Consider the following 18629-nt stretch of genomic DNA (forward strand, 5'->3'; position numbering starts at 1 on the left):
GGTCCTCATAAACGAATCGACAGTCCATCGGCCAGTGACTGCCTGTAGGCTCGCCAGGCTGGCACGGTTCCCATCAACAGCGCGCAACCGAGAATGGCACCGAGCAGGGTCCATTCATATTGGCCAGGTGGCATAGACGACAGGTACAGACCGTAGTTGTCGAGCACGTAGTCTCTGGCCACGAAGATGCCGATATAGAGCAGTGCGAGGCCGCTGATGACACCCGCAAGTGCCAGGGCGAAGGCTTCAAGTATAAGCAGACTTGCGATATGCCAGGGCCGTGCGCCGACCGAGCGCAGGATGGCCATCTCCCGGCGTCGTTCATTGAGGCTGGTGAGAATCGCGGTCAGCATGCCGATCAGACCGGTCAGCACCACGAACAGCGAAATTACGAACAGTGCCTTTTCAGCGGTGCCCATCAGGCTCCACAGCTCTTGCAGCGCCACGCCGGGCAGAATCGCCAGCATGGGTTCGCCACGGTATTCGTTGATTTCGCGTTGCAGGCTGAAGGTTGAGATCTTGCTGTTCAAACCCAGCATGAAGGCGGTGATCGCAGTCGGCGTCAGATCCATATTGCGTGCCTGATCGGCAGAGATACGCTCGTTGCCTCGCGCCGGTGCGCCGTTGTGCCAGTCGATATGAATGGCTTCCATGCCGCCCAGGCTGATATGCAGCGTGCGGTCCACCGGTGTACCGGTCGGCTTGAGTATGCCGACCACGGTGAACGGCTTGTCGTCATGCTTGACCAGACTGATCGCTGCCACACCGTGCGCCAGTACAAGCTTGTCGCCCAATTTATAATGCAGCGCCTTGGCGACCTCCGAGCCCAGCACTACCTCAAAGGGATCGGTCTTGAATTCGCGTCCTTCGGCCATTTCCAGATGTTGTTGGCGACCGAACTGATAATGCTCGAAATACGCTTCGTTGGTGCCCATTACCCGATAGCCACGATGGGAGTCGCCCAGCGAAATCGGGATCGCCCATTTCACCTGTTTGCTCTGGGCAAAATGCTCAAAGCTGTCCCAGCGAATGTTGTTGGTGGCATTACCGATGCGGAACACCGAGTACAGCAACAGGTTGATCGAGCCGGAGCGCGCACCGACGATCAGGTCGGTACCGCTGATGGTGCTGGCGAAGCTGGAGCGGGCTTCGGTGCGCACCCGCTCTACGGCCAGTAGCAGGCACACCGACAGCGCAATGGCGAAGGCAGTGAGAAACGCGGTGAAACGGCGGTTGGCCAGGCTGGCCATGGCCAGACGAAACAGATACATCTCAAATCTCCACGGCGACGGCGGCGCGATTCAGGTCGCTGAGCGACAGGTTGCGATCAAACAGCGGTGCCAGGCTCTGGTCATGACTGACAAACAGCAGGCTGGCCCCGGCCTCGCGGCATTCGGCGAACAGCAGGCGAATGAACGCTTCGCGAGAGTCGGCGTCCAGCGCCGAAGTGGGTTCGTCGGCGATCACCAGTTCAGGTTGACCGATCAGCGCACGGGCCGCGGCCACGCGTTGTTGCTGGCCGATGGACAGTGAGTCGGCACGTCGTGTCAGCATCGCCGGGTCTTTCAGGCCCAGGTGGGCGAGCAGGGTGGTGGTCGCTTTTTCGACGCTGCCGTGGCGTTGCTTCGCACGCTCGGCGCGGACGCTGGAAAAATGGCAGGGCAGCTCGATGTTTTCTCGCACCGACAGAAACGGCAACAAATTGAACTGCTGAAAGATGTAGCCGGTGTGATCGACTCGGAAGCGATCACGTGCTGCCGCCGACAGTGTCGACAGGTCCTGATTCAACAGGCGAATGCTGCCGCTGACAGGTTTTTGCACGCCGCCCAGCAGGCCCAGCAAAGTGGTTTTGCCGCTGCCGCTGGGGCCTTTGAGGAACAGGGTTTCGCCGGTTTGCAGGCGAAATTCGGGGATGTCCAGTAACTGCGGATGGCCTGGCCAGTTGAAGCTCAGGTTCGATAGCTCGATCAGTGCTTGGGTCATGGGCTGACTCACGCTAGGTTGGAAATTAAAAGACCGGGCCAGGCCCGGTCGTTGTACCGCAGAGTGCGATCAGAATTTCAGCGTTGGGTTGGCTGCGATCACTTCTGCGCCCGATTGGCCGCCTGGCGAGATCAGTTGTACCTGAAGCTTCTTGGTGTCGGGAAAGGTTTTGAAGATTTGTGACAGGTCGAGCCTCTTCAGAACGGCCGGTGCGTCACAGACGAACTTGTAGTGGCCGTGAATTTCGCTGTGCTCATGATGATCGGCATCGCCGCCCTTGGCGTGCTCATCGTGATCGTCATCCTTGTCGCCGAACAGCGGGCTTTCCAGTTTCACCGAGGTGGCCGAGCAATTGGCAGCATCGGCGATGCTGAACAGCGCGTTGGGCTTGAGTAGCAACTCGCGCGCCTTGGCGACTTTGGCCTTGTCTTCATCCGAAGTTGCAACGTGCTCGAAACCGACGATATTCATGGCCGGGCTGTCGAATTCAAATTCCAGCGTCTTGCCTTCCAGCACCACATCCAGACGTCCTACGCCATGCTCGTGGGCTCCCAGACTGCCGTGTTCATCGCCGTGATCATGGTCATGTACTTCGGCTGCGTGGGCAGCAACGAGTGGCAACAGGGCGAAAGGCAAGGCGAGTAGCAAACGGCGCATAGCGGACTCCGGGGACAATATTGATGAAATTTGTTATGTGATCTTATAACAAGTGCCGGTGTGCGTGGACGTGTTTTTGTTCAAGCACTGGACTATCCGGTCTTCATGGACCGTTATCTGGCGGCGTTATCTGGAATACCCTGGCCCGTGCTTATGCTGAAGTAGTCTCAGCCTTTGCGTCATCAGGTCCTACTCTGAAAAATGAAAATCGCTGTACCTGCGCCGGATGCGCCGGGAGGGTTTTCATCGCCAGCCGAGTGTGACATCAGGGAAGATACTCATGAACAAGCTCCATCCGAATAGAGAAATCCTGCGTGCGGTGTACAAGGATCCAACTCGAATTACCGAATTCGCCGACGCTGACATTGTGCTGCACAAAGCCGATCAGGGCGCTGGTGTTGGCTTGTCCATAGCCATTGGCAAGGACGCAGTGCTTTCCCACGAAATCAATCTGATCAGGCGCACACGTCAGACCCTCTACATGGATGTCCACGACATCATTGCCAACGAGCACTATGGCTCGGTGCTGGGAGAGATGCGCGCCAGTTGCGAGGGCCGGAAGATCATCATGCCGTTTTGCGGCCTGTGGCGGTTTCGTGATGGCAAAATTGTCGAGCATTGGGAAAATGTCTATGACGTGCGGGCGCTTGGCAACTTCATGAACGGCAAAGAGCCGGTCATCAGCCAGTGGCGTTACGGTTGATCATGGGCATGCGCGCCAGCCTGTGGGAGCATGTATGCCTGACTGTCAGCAGGTACACATCATGTTGCGTATTCGTGGAACCGTAGGCCAGTGGCCGGTGGATTTGACTCTTGAGCTGGACGAAGGCGACTGGGCGCAACTGGGCGCGCAGCTCAAGGCGGCAGCTCCCGACTTATCGGCCGCCGTGGTCGAGAGCAAGCCGCTCAACCAGGACGACAGGCTGTGGCAGGTCGCACAGGAGTTGTTGCAAAAGGCCGGGCAGATGAGTGGGCCGGATCTGCTGGGGCAACTGGAAGGGCTGGCCAGCAGTACCGCGGCAGGCAAGCATTTGCTGGTGCGCCTGCGTCACTCTGCGAACGTGAAGGTCGAGAGCGGCGGGGATGCGCCGCTGTACAGCTGGGTCGACGCGACGTGATCTGACCTGGTTGTTCAGTCACCGGCACCCGTGCGGTGCCGGTGGCAAGCTGGCTTAATACAGCGCGGCGAACAGCTTGCGACGGTATGCGGTCACCAGTGGATGCTCATTGCCCAGCAGGTCGAACACTTGCAGCAGCGTCTTGTGCGGCAGGCCCTCGGCGTAATTGCGATTGCGAATGAACAGTTTGAGCAGGCCATCCAGCGCGGCTTCGTACTGTTGACGCGACAATTGCTGAATCGCCAGTTGATGCACCGCTTCGTCATCCTGAGGGTTTTGCGCCAGACGACTTTTCAGTTCGGCCACATCCGGCAGGGTGGCCGCTTGTGCCAGGAACGTCAGTTGCGCCTTGGCACCCGCCAGCTCGGCTTTGTGTGCATCACCGGTAACGGCGTCCAGCACTGCCTTTGCCTCGCTCAGTTCGCCACGTTCTGCCAGGCAGCGCGCATACAGAATCAGTGCTGCGGCATTGGTGTTGTCTTCGCCCAACAGCACCTTGAGCAGTGCTTCGGCTTCGGCAAAACGGCTTTCGGCAAACAGCTCTTGCGCTTGCTTGAGTGGATCGGCGGCCGGCGGAGGCGGCATGACGACATGCTGTTCGAGAATCTTGCGGATTTCCGATTCAGGCTGGGCTCCGGCAAAACCATCCACCGGCTGGCCGTCCTTGAACAGCACCACGGTCGGCAGGCTACGAATACCGAAGCGCGCAACAATGTCCTGCTCGATGTCGCAATTGACCTTGGCCAGCAGCAATTCGCCCTGATAACTCTCGGTGATTTGCTGCAGCAGGGGCATCAAGACCTTGCAGGGCGCACACCACTCGGCCCAGAAATCGACCAGTACGGGCTGGTCGAACGATTTGTCGATCACCAGTTGATCAAAGTTCGCGGCGGTTGCGTCGAAGATGTAAGCAGTTTCCTGGCTCATTGCACGTCTCGAAGAATCTGAATGCCGCCAACTATAAAGCCCGCAGGGCAATGCTGAAAGCGGCGTCGGCGGTGGGGCATCGTCCTTGCCCCGCACGCTCAGCGCTATCCACACATCTGCTTGTGATTCTCGCCGAAGGCCGTGGGAGCGAACATGTTCGCGAAAGGGACGGAAAACGCTCTGGAAAGTTATCGTTCGAACGACCTCCTTCGCGAACAAGTTCGCTCCTACAGAGACCGTTTAGCTGAGCGCTCCCGAGCTGTTATTTAGCGCTCACCGCGCCGCATGATACAGACTCACATCCCGAAACTCGTGGGGTTCAGCCAGGTCCGGCAGGGTGTGCGCATGCAGCATCGTCAGGCGCTGGTAAGCAGCGTGCTTGAAGTCGCGCACGCGGGAGTCTGCCACCAGTGCTTCGCGGCCCCGGGACAGAAATTGATCCAGCAGCGGCAGGTTGGCGCGGTCGTACAGCACGTCGGTAACCAGAATCAGATCAAAGCGATCCGCTTCGGCGAAAAAATCCGTCGAGTAGCTTAACTGCACCTGGTTGAGTTCGGCATTGGCCCGGCAGGCAGCGACCGCCAACGGGTCGAGATCACAGGCCACCACCTCAAGTGCCCCGGCCCTCAGCGCGGCAATACCTGCCACGCCCGAACCAGCACCGAAATCCAGTACCCGCTTGCCTTCTACCCAGTACGGGTTTTCGGCCAGAAAGCGCGCCAGAGCCAGGCCGCTGGCCCAGCAGAAGCTCCAGTACGGTGGCTCTTCCAGAATGCGGCGCGTTTCATCCGGGCTGAAGGCACGGTCCATGTTGGCATCGTCGATCAGCCACAGTTTCAGCTCAGTGCCCGGCAACGTTGTGACAACCAGCCGGGCGTCGCCGAGCAGTTCGCTCAGCGCGTCCTGAAGGTGTCGCGGAGCAGTCATGGCGCCTTGACGAATTGCAATTGCCCCAGTGCCTGAGTGGTGGGCTGGTCGATGCGCATCGACGGCAGGTGCAGTATCAATTGCCCCGACTGACTGGCACGGCCGCGCAGTTCGACACGCCCGCCTACCGGAAAGGCTTCCGGGTTGAAGCGTAACTGGAACGGCAATGACTGGCCGTTGCCCTTCAGCAAGGTGTTGGTCAGCAGCTTCTGTGGACGACCGCGCTCGTCGATCACCAGCATCGCCAGTTCGACCTCGGCCCCGGCAGGTACGCCGAGCAGTTGCCCGCTGAGTTCACGTTGGTACGGTTGCAGCGGGCCGGGCCCGGCAGGCACTTTGATTGCCGGGGCGACGGGCGGTGCCGCAGCCGGTTTTGGCGCGTCATTGCTGCTGCACGCGGCCAGCAAGCCAATGAGGCCGAGTAGAATAACGGGGCGTAACGTCATCAAGAGCTCCACAAGACAAAAATCGAAAGGCTGAGTGACGCCATGCATGCAGTATTACCGAGCGCAGGCAATTTCACATCGCTTTAATGCGCGTCTATATACCGTAAACCCTCAGCCTTGTCTTGCCAGCAGGATGCGCTAACATGGCGCTCCTCATTCTTTCGTTGCCAGCCACCATGCACTGTCCCTTCTGCGGTGCCAATGACACCAAAGTCATCGACTCCCGCCTCGTCGCCGAAGGCGAGCAAGTACGCCGCCGACGCGAGTGTCTGGCCTGCGGCGAGCGCTTCACGACGTTCGAAACTGCCGAGCTGGTTTTGCCGCGTCTGATCAAACAGGATGGCAGTCGTCAGCCTTTCGATGAAGAAAAACTGCGCGCCGGTATGCAACGTGCGCTTGAAAAGCGTCCGGTGAGTGTCGAGCGCCTTGAGGCGGCACTGGTGCACATCAAGCACAAGCTGCGAGCGACCGGCGAGCGCGAAGTCAAATCGCTGGTGGTTGGCGAACTGGTCATGGCCGAGCTGCAAAAGCTCGATGAAGTGGCCTACATCCGCTTCGCCTCGGTGTACCGCCGCTTTCAGGACCTCAACGAATTTCGTGAAGAAATCGACCGTCTGGCCCGCGAGCCGGGTAAGGAATAAGTGCATTGCTGACTGAACAGGCGGCTCTCGACGTTCATTACATGGCGCGTGCGCTGGAGCTGGCGCGTAACGGGCTCTACTCCACGCACCCCAACCCGCGCGTCGGCTGCGTTATTGTGCGTGACGGCCAGATCGTCGGTGAGGGCTGGCATGTACGGGCTGGCGAGCCGCATGCCGAAGTGCATGCCCTGCGCCAGGCCGGCGAACTTGCCAGAGGCGCGACCGCCTACGTCACCCTTGAACCGTGCAGCCACCAGGGGCGCACGCCGCCCTGTGCCGATGCGCTGGTCAACGCCGGGCTGGCGCGGGTCGTCGCGGCCATGCAGGACCCCAACCCTGACGTGTCCGGTCGTGGCCTGTTGCGCCTGATGAATGCTGGTATCGGCGTTCAATGCGGCGTGCTGGAAAGCGAAGCGCGAGCGCTGAACAAAGGCTTTCTCAAGCGCATGGAAACCGGACAGCCCTACATACGCGTGAAGATGGCCATGAGCCTGGATGGCCGAACCGCTATGGCCAGCGGCGAAAGCCAGTGGATCACCGGTCCCGAGGCGCGTTCCGCCGTTCAGCGTCTGCGCGCGCAGTCGAGCGTAGTGCTGACCGGAGCCGATACGGTGCTGGCCGACAAGGCCCGCCTCACCGTGCGCCCCGATGAGTTGGGTCTCAATGCAGAATTGACCGCGCTGGCCGCTGCGCGTCCGCCCCTGCGGGTATTGATTGACGGTCGTCTGCGCGTGCCGCTGGACGCGCCGTTCTTTCAGGCGGGCAGTGCGCTGGTCGTGACCTGTGCTGCGGCGTCGGCGCGAGGTCGCTATCAGGAAGAAGGCCACGAAATGCTGGCACTGGCTGACAGCGCCGGTCATGTGGACCTGCGCAAGTTGATGGGCGAACTGGCCACGCGTGGCGTCAATGAAGTGCTGGTCGAAGCCGGTCCGCGGCTGGCGGGTGCCTTTGCGCGTCTCGGGCTGGTCGACGAGTTTCAGATATTCATTGCCGGCAAGTTTCTCGGCTCATCGGCCCGGCCGCTGCTCGACCTGCCGCTGGCGCAGATGAGCGAAGCGCTGGAGCTGAACATCGTGCAAATGCGTGCCGTCGGTAATGACTGGCGAGTCATCGCTCTCCCTGTGCGCGCACCCGGCGTATAATTCCCGGCTTTCGCCTTGCGCGCAGCCCTTGTTCTCCCGGAGGACCCATGTTTACCGGCATTATCGAATCCATCGGCAGCATCCGCGCCCTGACTCCCAAGGGCGGCGACGTCCGCGTTCACGTGGAGACCGGCAAGCTCGACCTGAGCGACGTCAAGCTTGGCGACAGCATTGCCGTCAATGGCGTATGCCTGACCGCCGTCGAATTGCCCGGCGACGGCTTCTGGGCTGACGTCAGTCGTGAAACCCTGACCGTAACTGCCTTCGTCGATCTGAAGAGCGGCAGCCGGGTCAACCTGGAAAAGGCCCTGACCCCGACTACGCGTCTGGGCGGCCATCTGGTCAGCGGCCATGTCGACGGCGTGGGCGAAATTGTTTCCCGTGCCGATAACGCCCGCGCCATTCAGTTTACGGTGCGTGCTCCGCGCGAGCTGGCCAAATACATCGCCCATAAAGGCTCGATCACGGTCGACGGCACCAGCCTGACGGTCAACTCGGTCAATGGTGCCGAGTTCGAACTGACCATCGTGCCGCACACCCTCAGCGAAACCATCATGGCCGACTACCAGCCTGGCCGTAAGGTCAACCTGGAAGTAGACCTGCTGGCACGTTACCTGGAGCGCCTGCTGCTGGGCGACAAGGCCGCCGAGCCGGGCCACGGCACGATCACCGAAAGCTTTCTGGCCGAGAACGGCTACCTCAAATCCTGAATCAAGGGGGTGCCGCGTGGCGCTCAATACTATCGAAGAACTGGTTGAAGACATTCGCCAGGGCAAGATGGTCATCCTCATGGATGACGAAGACCGTGAGAACGAAGGCGACCTGATCATGGCCGCCGAATGTGTGCAGCCCGAGCACATCAACTTCATGGCGCGTTTCGCCCGTGGCCTGATCTGCATGCCGATGACCCGCGAGCGCTGCGAAACTCTCAAACTGCCGCTGATGGCACCGCGTAACGGCTCCGGCTTCGGCACCAAGTTCACCGTCTCCATTGAAGCCGCGGAAGGCGTGACCACCGGTATCTCCGCAGCCGACAGGGCACGCACCGTTCAGGCCGCCGCTGCCAAAGAAGCCAAAGCAGAAGACATCGTCAGTCCTGGGCACATCTTCCCGCTGATGGCTCAGGCTGGCGGCACCCTGGCTCGCGCCGGTCATACCGAAGCGGCCTGCGACCTGGCGCGCATGGCAGGCTTCGAACCGACGGGGCTGATCTGCGAAGTCATGAACGACGACGGCACCATGTCGCGTCGCGTCGAACTTGAAGAATTTGCCCGGCAACACGACATCAAGATCGGCACCATTGCCGACCTGATTCACTACCGGATGATCCATGAACGTACCGTTCAGCGGATTGCCGAGCAGCCGATGGACAGCGAACTGGGCAGTTTCAACCTGGTGACCTACCGCGATTCGGTCGAGGGCGACGTGCATCTGGCGCTGACCCTGGGCAAGATCTGCGCAGAAGAACCCACGCTGGTTCGCGTGCACAACATGGACCCGCTGCGCGACCTGCTGATGGTCAAACAGCCCGGCCGCTGGAGCCTGCGCGCCGCCATGCGAGCGGTTTCCGAGGCGGGCAGCGGTGTTGTGCTGTTGCTTGGTCACCCCTTGGATGGCGATGTATTGCTGGCACATATCCGCGAAACCGCAGGGCAGCAACCGATCAAGACGCCGACCACTTACAGCACGGTGGGTGCCGGTTCGCAGATCCTTCGTGACCTCGGCGTGCGCAAAATGCGCCTGATGAGTTCACCGATGAAGTTCAATGCGATATCCGGTTTCGATCTGGAAGTTGTAGAATACGTGTCCTCCGAATAAATACCGGCAGGTCGGGGCGTGCGAAAGACGGTTTTTCGCAGCTTTTGGCCTGACAGTTGCGATTCGTGGCCTAATATCCCTCAAAGTCCGCCCCAAGGCGGGCTTGCTCTTTAATACGAGACTCACCGAATGACCTTGAAGACCATCGAAGGTACCTTCATCGCCCCACAAGGCCGCTACGCCTTGGTAGTGGGCCGTTTCAACAGCTTCGTCGTGGAAAGCCTGGTTAGCGGTGCCGTTGATGCGCTGGTACGCCACGGTGTCAGCGAAAGCGACATCACCATCATCCGTGCGCCGGGTGCGTTCGAAATTCCGCTGGTCGTGCAGAAAGTTGCCCAGCGCAGCGAATTTGCGGCCATCGTCGCGCTGGGTGCGGTGATCCGTGGCGGTACTCCGCACTTTGAATACGTTGCAGGCGAGTGCGTCAAAGGCTTGTCTCAGGTGTCCATGGAGTTCGGCGTTCCGGTCGCTTTCGGCGTACTGACCGTCGACTCCATCGAGCAGGCCATCGAGCGTTCCGGCACCAAGGCCGGTAACAAGGGCGCTGAAGCTGCTCTGTCCGCCATTGAAATGGTAAGCCTGCTGTCGCAGCTGGAGGCCAAGTGATTTCCGACGATACCGACCAGTTCAACCCGCGCGACGCCAAATCGCCGGAAGCTGCCAAGGGCAAAAGTGCCAAACGTCGCGAAGCGCGGCAGATGGCTACTCAGGCCCTTTATCAGTGGCACATGGCTGGCCATGCGTTGAACGAGATCGAAGCACAGTTTCGTGTAGACAACGATTTCAGCAATGTCGACGGCGCCTACTTCCGTGAACTGCTGCACGGTGTGGCCACCAACAAGACCGAGATCGACACCGCGCTCTCGCCTTGCCTCGACCTGACCATCGAAGAACTCGACCCGGTTGAACTGGCCGTCCTGCGCCTGTCGACCTTCGAGCTGCTCAAGCGCATCGACGTGCCTTACCGCGTTGTAATCAACGAAGGCATCGAGCTGGCCAAAGTCTACGGTTCTACTGACGGCCACAAGTTCGTCAATGGTGTGCTGGACAAGCTGGCGCCGCGCCTGCGTGAAGTCGAAGTGAAGGCCCACAAGCGCTGATTCGCGCCTGACCTTTATGGGAGAGTTCGAGCTGATCCGCAATTACTTCGCCGCCGCGCCCTGTGCGCAGGTGGGCGAGGAAGTTGCCCTGGGGATCGGCGACGACTGCGCGCTGCTGGCGTTAGCGCCCGGCGAGCAGTTGGCGATCTCGACCGATACCCTGGTTGCCGGGGTGCATTTTCCTGATGTCTGCGACCCCTTTCTGCTTGGCCAGCGCGCGCTGGCGGTATCTGCCAGCGATCTGGCGGCCATGGGCGCTCGTCCTGTCGCGTTTACCCTTGCCTTGACCCTCCCGCAGGTCGATGCCGACTGGCTGCAGGCATTTGCCCGCGGCCTCAATCACATGGCGCTGGGCTGTTCGCTGCGTTTGATCGGCGGCGATACCACACGCGGGCCCTTGAGCCTTACGCTGACGGTGTTCGGCGCTGTTCCAGCCGGCTCGGCCCTGACGCGCAGCGGCGCTTGCGCCGGCGATTTGCTCTGCGTTGGCGGCGCGCTGGGTGATGGTGCAGGCGCGTTGCCGCTGGTATTGAAGCAACGCAGCGCCGAGGCTTCGATTGCCGAGGCGTTGCTGGCCCGCTACTGGTCGCCGCAACCTCAGCTAGCGCTGGGGCAGGCATTGCGGGGCAGGGCGACGTCGGCGCTGGACATCTCCGATGGGCTGCTGGCTGATTGCGGACACATTGCCCGTGCATCAGGCGTCCGGCTGGTCGTCGAGCGTGACAGGCTGCCGATGTCTGATCAGTTGCTGACGTTGTTCGATCTGCCGTCTGCCCGGCAGGCTGCGCTCAGCGGTGGCGACGATTACATCCTGGCTTTCACGCTGCCGTCCGGACACCTTGCCAGCTTGCTGGATGAAGGCTGGCCGGTGCATGTGATTGGCCGGGTAGAAAAGGGCCAAGGTGTCGTTGTTGTCGACGGCGCAGGGCTGGATGTCACGCCCGATACGCGTGGCTACCAGCATTTCGACAGCGCGCAGTGAAGCGATGCACTGCGTCTATCTATCGAACTTTATGATCTAAATGCCCGAGAATTCAGCCTGAGCGTCCGCAGGAACCTGCTGTTACAATGCGAATCTTGCGAATTTCCAGTCTTCATACTGATCAGGAGCACACGGTGCCCGTCGTATTTGTCGCCGCTTCCAAACTGCCCACCCCCTTTGCAGAGTTTGCCATGCACGGCTTTATCGAGTCGGCAACCGGCCGTGAACATGTCGTCCTGAGTCTGGGCGATGTGGCGGACGGTGCGCCGGTTCTTGGCCGCGTGCATTCCGAATGCCTGACAGGCGACGCCCTGTTCAGTCAGCGTTGCGATTGCGGTTCACAACTTGAAGCCGCCCTGCGCGCCATTGCTACCGAAGGGCGCGGCGTATTGCTGTATCTGCGTCAGGAAGGGCGCGGTATCGGCCTGATGAACAAGATCCGCGCCTACGAGCTGCAGGATGGCGGCGCTGACACAGTAGAGGCCAATGAGCGTCTGGGCTTTGCTGCCGACCAGCGCGATTACGCGATCTGCCTGCCGATGCTTCAGCACTTGGGCGTTCAATCGTTGCGTCTGATGACCAATAACCCGCGCAAGGTCAAGGCCTTGACCGACATGGGCATCACGGTCGCCGAGCGTGTGCCGTTGCACACCGGACAAAACCCGCACAACCGCCTTTATCTGGCGACCAAGGCGGGCAAGTTGGGACACATGATGGGTAACGAGCATCAAAGCGAGGTCGGCCCCGCGTGACACGCAGCGAGGTGCGTCAAAAGCTGGAAATGGCGTGGTGGCGTCAACTGGGTCTGACCCTGGCACCATTGCTGGTGGTCTGTGTGTTTTTCGGTGCCAGCGAGCCGCTCATTCCTGTGTTGGCGATACCGCTGTTCATTGCCGGGATAGGCTCGATGTTCGTCAGCCTGAAGCCGTTCGGGGCTTACAAGCGTGCGCTGACGGCTACCCAGGCTGCACTCGACACGCCGGAAGAGCCGGCAGCATGGCTCAAACTCGCTGCTGTCCGCCGTATGGCCTTTCTCGCTGCCGGGCTGCCCGCGTGGATCGCCGCCATCGCAGTGCTGTTCGGCTTGCACCCTTTGCCGGTCTGCCTGCTGGCGTTTGCCAGCGCAGTCCTGCTCTACCTATACCGCATTCCTGCGCTTTCCCGCTGATCGACCCTGGCTGATTTTTCCAGACGAAGTGGGTACGACCAGCCGGAAATCCGATCAGCCCGCCAGCAACCACACACCCGTTGCCGCAGAAGCTGCACCTGCGATGCGCACCAGCGGTGCTGCCGCCTGAGGCAATACGCGAACCACGGCATAACCTGCCGCATGCAAGGCTGCAGTCGCTGCCACGAAGCCTGCTGCGTAAGCCCATGGGCTGGACATGTCCGGAAGCTCAAGGCCATGCGCCACACCGTGGAACAACGCAAACAGTGCTGTCGCTGCAACGGCCAGTGCCAAGGGCGGACGCACTGCCAGTGCCACAGCCAGACCCAGCGCCAGTACCGACGCGGCAATGCCGCTTTCCAGTGCTGGCAGGTTCAGACCTTCAAAGCCCAGCACGCCGCCGATCAGCATGGTGCCGACGAAAGTGCAGGGCAGCGCCCAGCGTGCGGAACCTTGCTGTTGTGCGGCCCACAAGCCGACGGCAAGCATTGCCAGCAAATGATCCAGACCGCCAATCGGGTGGCTGATACCCGCTATCAGACCGTTATCGCCATGACCGGGGTGGGCCAGCGCCAGGGTCGGGATCAGCAGCAGCGCGAGGGCGCCAAGGGCTTTTTTGTAGTTCATCGACGGGTTCCTTTTGGTTGTGAATTCAGGCGCCTGCAGTGAGCAGACCCTGGCGTTCAATGAAGGCAATGATCTGTTCCAGACCCTGACCGGTTTTCTGGTTGCTGAACACGAACGGCTTTTCGCCACGCATCCTGCGCGTGTCGCTGTCCATCATTTCCAGTGACGCGCCCACCAGCGGTGCGAGGTCTATCTTGTTGATTACCAGCAGATCGGACTTGCAGATACCCGGGCCACCTTTGCGAGGCAGTTTGTCGCCTGCCGATACGTCGATCACGTAAATCGTCAGGTCGGAAAGCTCCGGGCTGAACGTTGCGGAAAGGTTATCGCCACCGGATTCGACAATGATCAGGTCCAGGCCCTCAAAGCGGCGATTGAGCTGGTCAACCGCCTCCAGGTTGATCGACGCGTCTTCACGAATTGCGGTATGCGGGCAACCACCGGTTTCAACGCCGATGATGCGCTCAGGGGCCAGTGCCTCGTTGCGCACCAGAAAGTCAGCGTCTTCGCGGGTATAGATATCGTTGGTCACGACCGCCAGGTTATAGCGGTCGCGCAATGCCAGGCACAGCGCCAGGGTCAGGGCTGTCTTGCCGGACCCTACCGGGCCACCGATGCCGACGCGCAGAGGTTTGCTGTTCATTGAGTTCTCCATAAATACTGATCAGGACCGGAATAACCGGCTGTATTGACGTTCATGCGCCATGCTCGCCAGGGACAGGCCGAAGGCTGCGCTGCCGGCATGGTGGGTATCTTGTCGGGTGGCATTGACCTGCGCTTGCTGCAGTAACGGCAACAGCTCGCTGGTCAGGCGTTGCGCAGCTTGCTGGCCGAGTGGCAGGGTTTTCATCAGCACGGCCAGCTGGTTTTCCAGCCAGCTCCACAGCCATGCGGCCAGCGCGTCTTGCGGGCTGATCTGCCAGGCACGTGCGGCCAGCGCCCAGCCCAGGGCCAGGTGCGGCTCTGCAGTCTGTTCAAGAAAGTGGCGCGCATCGCGATCCAGCTCAGGCAGGCCATTGAGCAGTTGTTGCAAGGAATAACCCATCTGCCGGCTTTCCTGATGCAGCTCGCGCGTTTCGCGGCTGGCGCGGTGTTGCTCGCTGACTTGCAGCAGTTGGCCCCAGTCACCGGCTGACGCTGCTTCACAATGGGCCAGCAGCAAGGGTGCCTCAAAGCGAGCGAGATTGAGCAACAGCTGATCGCTTATCCAGCGCCCTGCAGTCTGCGGGTCCACCACGATGGACTGCTCCACGGCCATTTCCAGCCCTTGTGAATAGCTGTAGCCGCCAATCGGCAGCTGCGGGCTGGCCAGACGCAAAAGCGCCCAGGCGCTGTTCACTTGCGCACGCCGAACTGGTGCATGCGCGGCGGATAGTTGAAATCCTCTTCGCCTGCACGCGAGTGGTGATGCCCGCCGCCATAGGCACCATGTTCCGGCTGGAACGGCGCTTCGATGGTTTCGACGGTGGCACCGAGTTGATCGAGCATAGCCTTGAGCACGTAGTCATCGAGCAGGCGCAACCAGCCGTCGCCGACCTGCAGGGCTACGTGACGATTGCCGAGATGATAGGCCGCGCGGGTCAGTTCGAAGGTGCTGCTGCAAGTAACGTGCATCAGCTTTTCCGGGCGAGCGCAGACACGTACCACGCGGCCATCTTCGGCCTGTAGAAACTCGCCATCGCGCAGGGGCGATTGACCGCGTTGCAGAAACAGGCCGACGTCTTCGTTTTCCGCACTGAAGCAGCGCAGGCGACTCTTGCTGCGTGCCTCGAAATTCAAATGCAGCTCGGCGGCCCATTCGGCCTGAGGTTCGATTCGGTTGTGAATCACCAGCATTAGATAGCTTCCAGCCAATTGCGATGCTTCAAATCAGAGCAAGGGGCTTGCCAACAGGGCAGGCTGTAGGAAATCGCTGGCGGAAATGCCTTACTTTTTAATTGTGCACGGCCTTGCCTTGATCACTAATGGTGCGCAACGAAAAAAGCGACCTGTTTTGGTGCTCTAGCTGGCTTCAACTGACGCTCAATCGTGACTACCGAGCCCACGCCAGTGCCGTGCGCCGATAAAGATGAAGCGCAGTTGCTGGGTAATCTTGGCCTGAGGTGTCAGGTGCGGTGCAAGCGAAGCGGGTGGAGGGTCGATCAGTTCCGGCAGCATGGCGAACACGCTTTTGACCACAAGGTCGGCGATGATCGACAGCGCGTCAGCGTTCAGGTGCTGCCATTTGGGCATTTTTGCCAGGTCGGCCGTCAGGTCGGCGCTGATGCCCTCGCGCAAAGCCCCCAGCGCCTGACGCACTTTAAGAGAGCCGCCATACTGTTCACGGGCCAGAAACAGAAACTGCGAGCGATTGGCCGCTACACGCTCTAGAAATATCTTCACCGACGCGCGAATCAGCCCGCCCATGGCGAATTCATTGTGGCGCACCAGCCGGATGGTTTCGCGGAAGGTCTGGCCGACCTCACTCACCAGCGCCAGGCCCAACTGGTCCATGTCTTCGAAGTGGCGATAAAACCCGGTCGGCACGATGCCCGCCGTGCGCGCCACTTCCCGCAGGCTCAGGCTGCCGAAGCCGCGCCCGCTTTCCATCAACTGATGGGCAGCATCAAGCAAGGCTCTTCGGGTCTGTTGTTTCTGTTCGGCGCGGGGCAGCATGGCTCAAACGATTCTTGGATTAGGCTGGGCTGCACTTTAGCAAATGCGCTTTACCTGCGTCGAAAGGGTTTTCATTCAGACTCTTTTACGTGCGCTGCAGCGCGGGTGCTGGCCTTTGGTGCGATTTCGTATTCAAATCAAACCCTCGGCGCGTTTGTCAGTCGAACATTCATGTCGTATTCAGCGCGCCAGGGTCGGGGCGCTGTTTTCTGGAGAGTCACGCATGACGCGCAGCCGCAAGATTTTCGCCTGGACAGGTGCCACGTTATTGGTGGTGCTGGCCATACTGGTCATTGTGCTTGTCACGTTCGACTGGAACCGCATCAAACCCACCCTCAATGAGAAAGTCAGCGAAGCGCTGCATCGCCCGTTCGCCATCAATGGTGACCTGGATGTGCGCTGGACGCGCGAGCCCGAACTCGGCGGCTGGCGTGCCTGGGTGCCGTCGCCGCACTTCGTGGCCGATGACCTGACACTGGGTAATCCCGAGTGGTCGAAAACTCCGCAGATGGTCACTCTCAAGCACGTTGAGTTTCGTCTTTCGCTGTTGCCGCTGCTGGCTCAGCAAGTGGTCATCCCGCGTATCGATTTGACCGGTCCAGAGGCAAAGCTTGAGCGGCTGGCCGATGGTCGCGCCAACTGGGTGTTCGATCTGCCCAAATCCGACCCGAACGCTGAACCTTCCAAGTGGGTGGTGGATATCGGGGCCATCAAGTTCGACAAGGGGCTGGTGAGTTTCAATGACCAGACACTGAATGCCAATCTGGATGTGGTGATTGACCTGCTCGGCAAGCCGATCCCGTTCAGCGAAATCGTTGGCAGCAAGGAAGCGCAAAAGGCCCAGAAAAAGGGCGCAGTACCTCAGGACTATGCGTTTGGTCTGGCTGTAACAGGCCAGTACCATGGTCAGAAACTGAGCGGTACCGGCAAGGTGGGTGGCCTTCTCGCACTCAAGGATGCCAGTCAGCCTTTCCCGGTGCAGGCCGATGTGAAGGTCGGTGATACCCACGCGGTCATCGCCGGGACCCTGACCGACCCACAGAACCTGGGTGCGCTGGATCTGCGCCTCAAACTTTCCGGCGCGAGCCTGAGCAATCTGTACCCGCTGACCGGCGTGACCCTGCCGGACTCTCCGGCTTACTCCACCGATGGCCGCCTGATCGCCAAACTGCATGACCCGGCAGGAGCCAACTTTCGTTACGAAGGCTTCAACGGCAAGATCGGCAACAGCGATATCCACGGCGATCTGGGTTACGTCGCCAGCCAGCCACGGCCGAAGCTGAGCGGCGTGCTGGTGTCCAATCAGTTGTTGTTCAGCGACCTCGCGCCGCTGATTGGTGCGGACTCGAATGCCGCTCAGAAAAAGCGCGGTGGCGAGAGCAAGCAGCCATCGGGCAAAGTCCTGCCCGTAGAAGAATTTCAGACCGACCGCTGGCGCGCGATGGATGCCGACGTGGAGTTCACCGGCAAGCGCATTGTGCAAAGCCCGGACTTACCGTTCACCGACCTGTATACCCATCTGATTCTCAACGATGGTCAATTGAGCCTGGAGCCGCTGCGCTTTGGAGTGGCAGGCGGCAAGCTGGATGCGGATATCCGCCTCGACGGCCGCAACAAGCCGTTGCAGGGCAGGGCGAAGCTGTCGGCGCGCAACTTCAAGCTCAAGCAGCTGTTCCCGACCTTTGAACCGATGAAAACCAGCTTCGGTGAGCTGAATGGCGATGCCGACATCAGTGGCGGAGGCAACTCGATTGCCGCTTTGCTCGGCACCGCCAACGGTGAAATGAAAATGCTGGTCAACGACGGCGCGATCAGCCGTGGCCTGATGGAAATTGCCGGGCTCAACGTGGGCAACTACGTGGTGGGCAAGCTGTTTGGCGACAAGGACGTGAAGATCAATTGCGCGGCTTCTGATTTCGGCATCAAGGACGGCTTGGCGACCAGTCGGCTGTTCGTCTTCGATACCGAGAACGCCATCATCTACATCAATGGCACCGCAAACATGAAGACTGAGCAACTGGACCTGCAGATCAACCCGGAGTCCAAGGGCTTCCGCGTGTTCTCGTTACGCTCGCCACTGTACGTCAACGGCCCGTTCGCCAAGCCCAATGCAGGCGTGCAGTCTGGCCCGTTACTGCTACGCGGCGCCGGTATGGTTCTGCTCGGTGCAACCGTAGGCCCGGTGGCCGGTCTGCTGGCGCTGGTCGCGACCGGCGATAGCGCACCGAACCAATGCGGCCCGCTACTGGAGCAGATGCGCACCGGCAAGGCGCCGAAGACGGTGAAGTGATTGCACACTCAAGGATCAGCGGTGCGATGCAGATCTGTGACGCAGAGCGTCACGCAATGCATTCCGACGCTGGAGCGAGCGGAACGATAATCTCAACTATCGTGCGACGCTCCGCGTCGCATGCCGCTCTGGACGCTCCGCGTCCGGT

23 protein-coding genes are annotated in these 18629 nt (G+C 60.4%); 12 read left to right on the plus strand and 11 right to left on the minus strand.

The window, feature by feature from the left end:
- Window positions 1–5: 5 nt before the first annotated feature.
- The 3 genes from AC4ANE_RS04285 to AC4ANE_RS04295 form a co-directional block, all read right to left on the minus strand.
- Window positions 6–1271: an ABC transporter permease gene (locus AC4ANE_RS04285; RefSeq protein ID WP_002555439.1), complete on the minus strand. Its 1266-nt coding sequence runs from the start codon at window positions 1269–1271 to the stop codon at window positions 6–8.
- A gap of 1 nt (window position 1272) precedes the next feature.
- Complete coding sequence (locus AC4ANE_RS04290) at window positions 1273–1983, minus strand: ABC transporter ATP-binding protein (protein WP_002555438.1); 711 nt, start codon at window positions 1981–1983, stop codon at window positions 1273–1275.
- A 69-nt stretch (window positions 1984–2052) separates the two neighbouring features.
- The gene (locus AC4ANE_RS04295) at window positions 2053–2640 is read right to left on the minus strand and encodes a DUF2796 domain-containing protein (RefSeq protein WP_002555437.1); all 588 of its coding nucleotides are present in this window, start codon (window positions 2638–2640) and stop codon (window positions 2053–2055) included.
- A 280-nt stretch (window positions 2641–2920) separates the two neighbouring features.
- Here AC4ANE_RS04295 and AC4ANE_RS04300 point away from each other — a divergent pair, with 280 nt between their 5' ends.
- Both AC4ANE_RS04300 and AC4ANE_RS04305 read left to right on the plus strand, forming a co-directional pair.
- A complete protein-coding gene (locus AC4ANE_RS04300) occupies window positions 2921–3343 on the plus strand; it encodes a nuclear transport factor 2 family protein (RefSeq protein WP_002555436.1) in 423 nt (140 codons plus the stop codon).
- A gap of 61 nt (window positions 3344–3404) precedes the next feature.
- Complete coding sequence (locus AC4ANE_RS04305; RefSeq protein ID WP_002555435.1) at window positions 3405–3758, plus strand: hypothetical protein; 354 nt, start codon at window positions 3405–3407, stop codon at window positions 3756–3758.
- Between the two features lie 54 nt (window positions 3759–3812).
- On the opposite strand, the gene trxA is transcribed toward AC4ANE_RS04305, so the two are convergent.
- The 3 genes from trxA to AC4ANE_RS04320 form a co-directional block, all read right to left on the minus strand.
- On the minus strand, window positions 3813–4685 hold the full coding sequence (gene trxA / locus AC4ANE_RS04310) for a thioredoxin (protein WP_002555434.1): 873 nt from the start codon (window positions 4683–4685) through the stop codon (window positions 3813–3815).
- A gap of 273 nt (window positions 4686–4958) precedes the next feature.
- The gene (locus AC4ANE_RS04315; protein ID WP_031597351.1) at window positions 4959–5612 is read right to left on the minus strand and encodes a class I SAM-dependent methyltransferase; all 654 of its coding nucleotides are present in this window, start codon (window positions 5610–5612) and stop codon (window positions 4959–4961) included.
- The gene (locus AC4ANE_RS04320; RefSeq protein WP_002555432.1) at window positions 5609–6058 is read right to left on the minus strand and encodes a hypothetical protein; all 450 of its coding nucleotides are present in this window, start codon (window positions 6056–6058) and stop codon (window positions 5609–5611) included. Before AC4ANE_RS04320 ends, AC4ANE_RS04315 begins: the two co-directional genes overlap by 4 nt.
- Before the next feature lie 176 nt (window positions 6059–6234).
- Here AC4ANE_RS04320 and nrdR point away from each other — a divergent pair, with 176 nt between their 5' ends.
- The 9 genes from nrdR to AC4ANE_RS04365 all read left to right on the plus strand — a co-directional run bounded on the left by nrdR (window position 6235) and on the right by AC4ANE_RS04365 (window position 12909).
- Window positions 6235–6699, plus strand: a complete 465-nt coding sequence (gene nrdR, locus AC4ANE_RS04325) for a transcriptional regulator NrdR (protein WP_002555431.1) — start codon at window positions 6235–6237, stop codon at window positions 6697–6699.
- A 41-nt stretch (window positions 6700–6740) separates the two neighbouring features.
- Window positions 6741–7841, plus strand: coding sequence for a bifunctional diaminohydroxyphosphoribosylaminopyrimidine deaminase/5-amino-6-(5-phosphoribosylamino)uracil reductase RibD (gene ribD, locus AC4ANE_RS04330; protein WP_161795790.1), 1101 nt, complete (start codon window positions 6741–6743; stop codon window positions 7839–7841).
- Window positions 7842–7888: 47 nt separating this feature from the next.
- Complete coding sequence (locus AC4ANE_RS04335) at window positions 7889–8551, plus strand: riboflavin synthase (protein ID WP_002555429.1); 663 nt, start codon at window positions 7889–7891, stop codon at window positions 8549–8551.
- A gap of 16 nt (window positions 8552–8567) precedes the next feature.
- Window positions 8568–9659: a bifunctional 3,4-dihydroxy-2-butanone-4-phosphate synthase/GTP cyclohydrolase II gene (ribBA, locus tag AC4ANE_RS04340; protein ID WP_002555428.1), complete on the plus strand. Its 1092-nt coding sequence runs from the start codon at window positions 8568–8570 to the stop codon at window positions 9657–9659.
- Between the two features lie 129 nt (window positions 9660–9788).
- Entirely contained in the window at window positions 9789–10265 is a 477-nt protein-coding gene (gene ribH / locus AC4ANE_RS04345; protein ID WP_002555427.1) for a 6,7-dimethyl-8-ribityllumazine synthase, read from the plus strand.
- On the plus strand, window positions 10262–10759 hold the full coding sequence (gene nusB / locus AC4ANE_RS04350) for a transcription antitermination factor NusB (protein ID WP_002555426.1): 498 nt from the start codon (window positions 10262–10264) through the stop codon (window positions 10757–10759). The genes ribH and nusB overlap by 4 nt, the downstream gene beginning before the upstream one ends.
- A gap of 16 nt (window positions 10760–10775) precedes the next feature.
- Window positions 10776–11741 carry a thiamine-phosphate kinase gene (gene thiL / locus AC4ANE_RS04355; protein ID WP_002555425.1) on the plus strand — a complete coding sequence of 322 codons (966 nt, stop codon included), beginning with the start codon at window positions 10776–10778 and terminating at the stop codon, window positions 11739–11741.
- A 134-nt stretch (window positions 11742–11875) separates the two neighbouring features.
- Window positions 11876–12493, plus strand: a complete 618-nt coding sequence (ribA, locus tag AC4ANE_RS04360; protein WP_004655834.1) for a GTP cyclohydrolase II — start codon at window positions 11876–11878, stop codon at window positions 12491–12493.
- On the plus strand, window positions 12490–12909 hold the full coding sequence (locus AC4ANE_RS04365) for a hypothetical protein (protein ID WP_002555423.1): 420 nt from the start codon (window positions 12490–12492) through the stop codon (window positions 12907–12909). Before ribA ends, AC4ANE_RS04365 begins: the two co-directional genes overlap by 4 nt.
- Before the next feature lie 54 nt (window positions 12910–12963).
- On the opposite strand, the gene AC4ANE_RS04370 is transcribed toward AC4ANE_RS04365, so the two are convergent.
- The 5 genes from AC4ANE_RS04370 to AC4ANE_RS04390 all read right to left on the minus strand — a co-directional run bounded on the left by AC4ANE_RS04370 (window position 12964) and on the right by AC4ANE_RS04390 (window position 16191).
- Complete coding sequence (locus AC4ANE_RS04370; protein ID WP_002555422.1) at window positions 12964–13536, minus strand: HupE/UreJ family protein; 573 nt, start codon at window positions 13534–13536, stop codon at window positions 12964–12966.
- 25 nt (window positions 13537–13561) lie between these two features.
- Window positions 13562–14179 carry an urease accessory protein UreG gene (ureG, locus tag AC4ANE_RS04375; RefSeq protein WP_031597349.1) on the minus strand — a complete coding sequence of 206 codons (618 nt, stop codon included), beginning with the start codon at window positions 14177–14179 and terminating at the stop codon, window positions 13562–13564.
- Window positions 14180–14200: 21 nt separating this feature from the next.
- Window positions 14201–14875 carry an urease accessory protein UreF gene (locus AC4ANE_RS04380; protein ID WP_002555420.1) on the minus strand — a complete coding sequence of 225 codons (675 nt, stop codon included), beginning with the start codon at window positions 14873–14875 and terminating at the stop codon, window positions 14201–14203.
- Window positions 14872–15372 carry an urease accessory protein UreE gene (gene ureE / locus AC4ANE_RS04385; RefSeq protein ID WP_002555419.1) on the minus strand — a complete coding sequence of 167 codons (501 nt, stop codon included), beginning with the start codon at window positions 15370–15372 and terminating at the stop codon, window positions 14872–14874. Before ureE ends, AC4ANE_RS04380 begins: the two co-directional genes overlap by 4 nt.
- A 186-nt stretch (window positions 15373–15558) precedes the next feature.
- On the minus strand, window positions 15559–16191 hold the full coding sequence (locus tag AC4ANE_RS04390; RefSeq protein WP_002555418.1) for a TetR family transcriptional regulator: 633 nt from the start codon (window positions 16189–16191) through the stop codon (window positions 15559–15561).
- A 223-nt stretch (window positions 16192–16414) separates the two neighbouring features.
- Here AC4ANE_RS04390 and AC4ANE_RS04395 point away from each other — a divergent pair, with 223 nt between their 5' ends.
- Window positions 16415–18481: an AsmA family protein gene (locus tag AC4ANE_RS04395; RefSeq protein ID WP_002555417.1), complete on the plus strand. Its 2067-nt coding sequence runs from the start codon at window positions 16415–16417 to the stop codon at window positions 18479–18481.
- Window positions 18482–18629: the final 148 nt, after the last annotated feature.

Source organism: Pseudomonas sp. Pme6b (assembly GCF_058129925.1).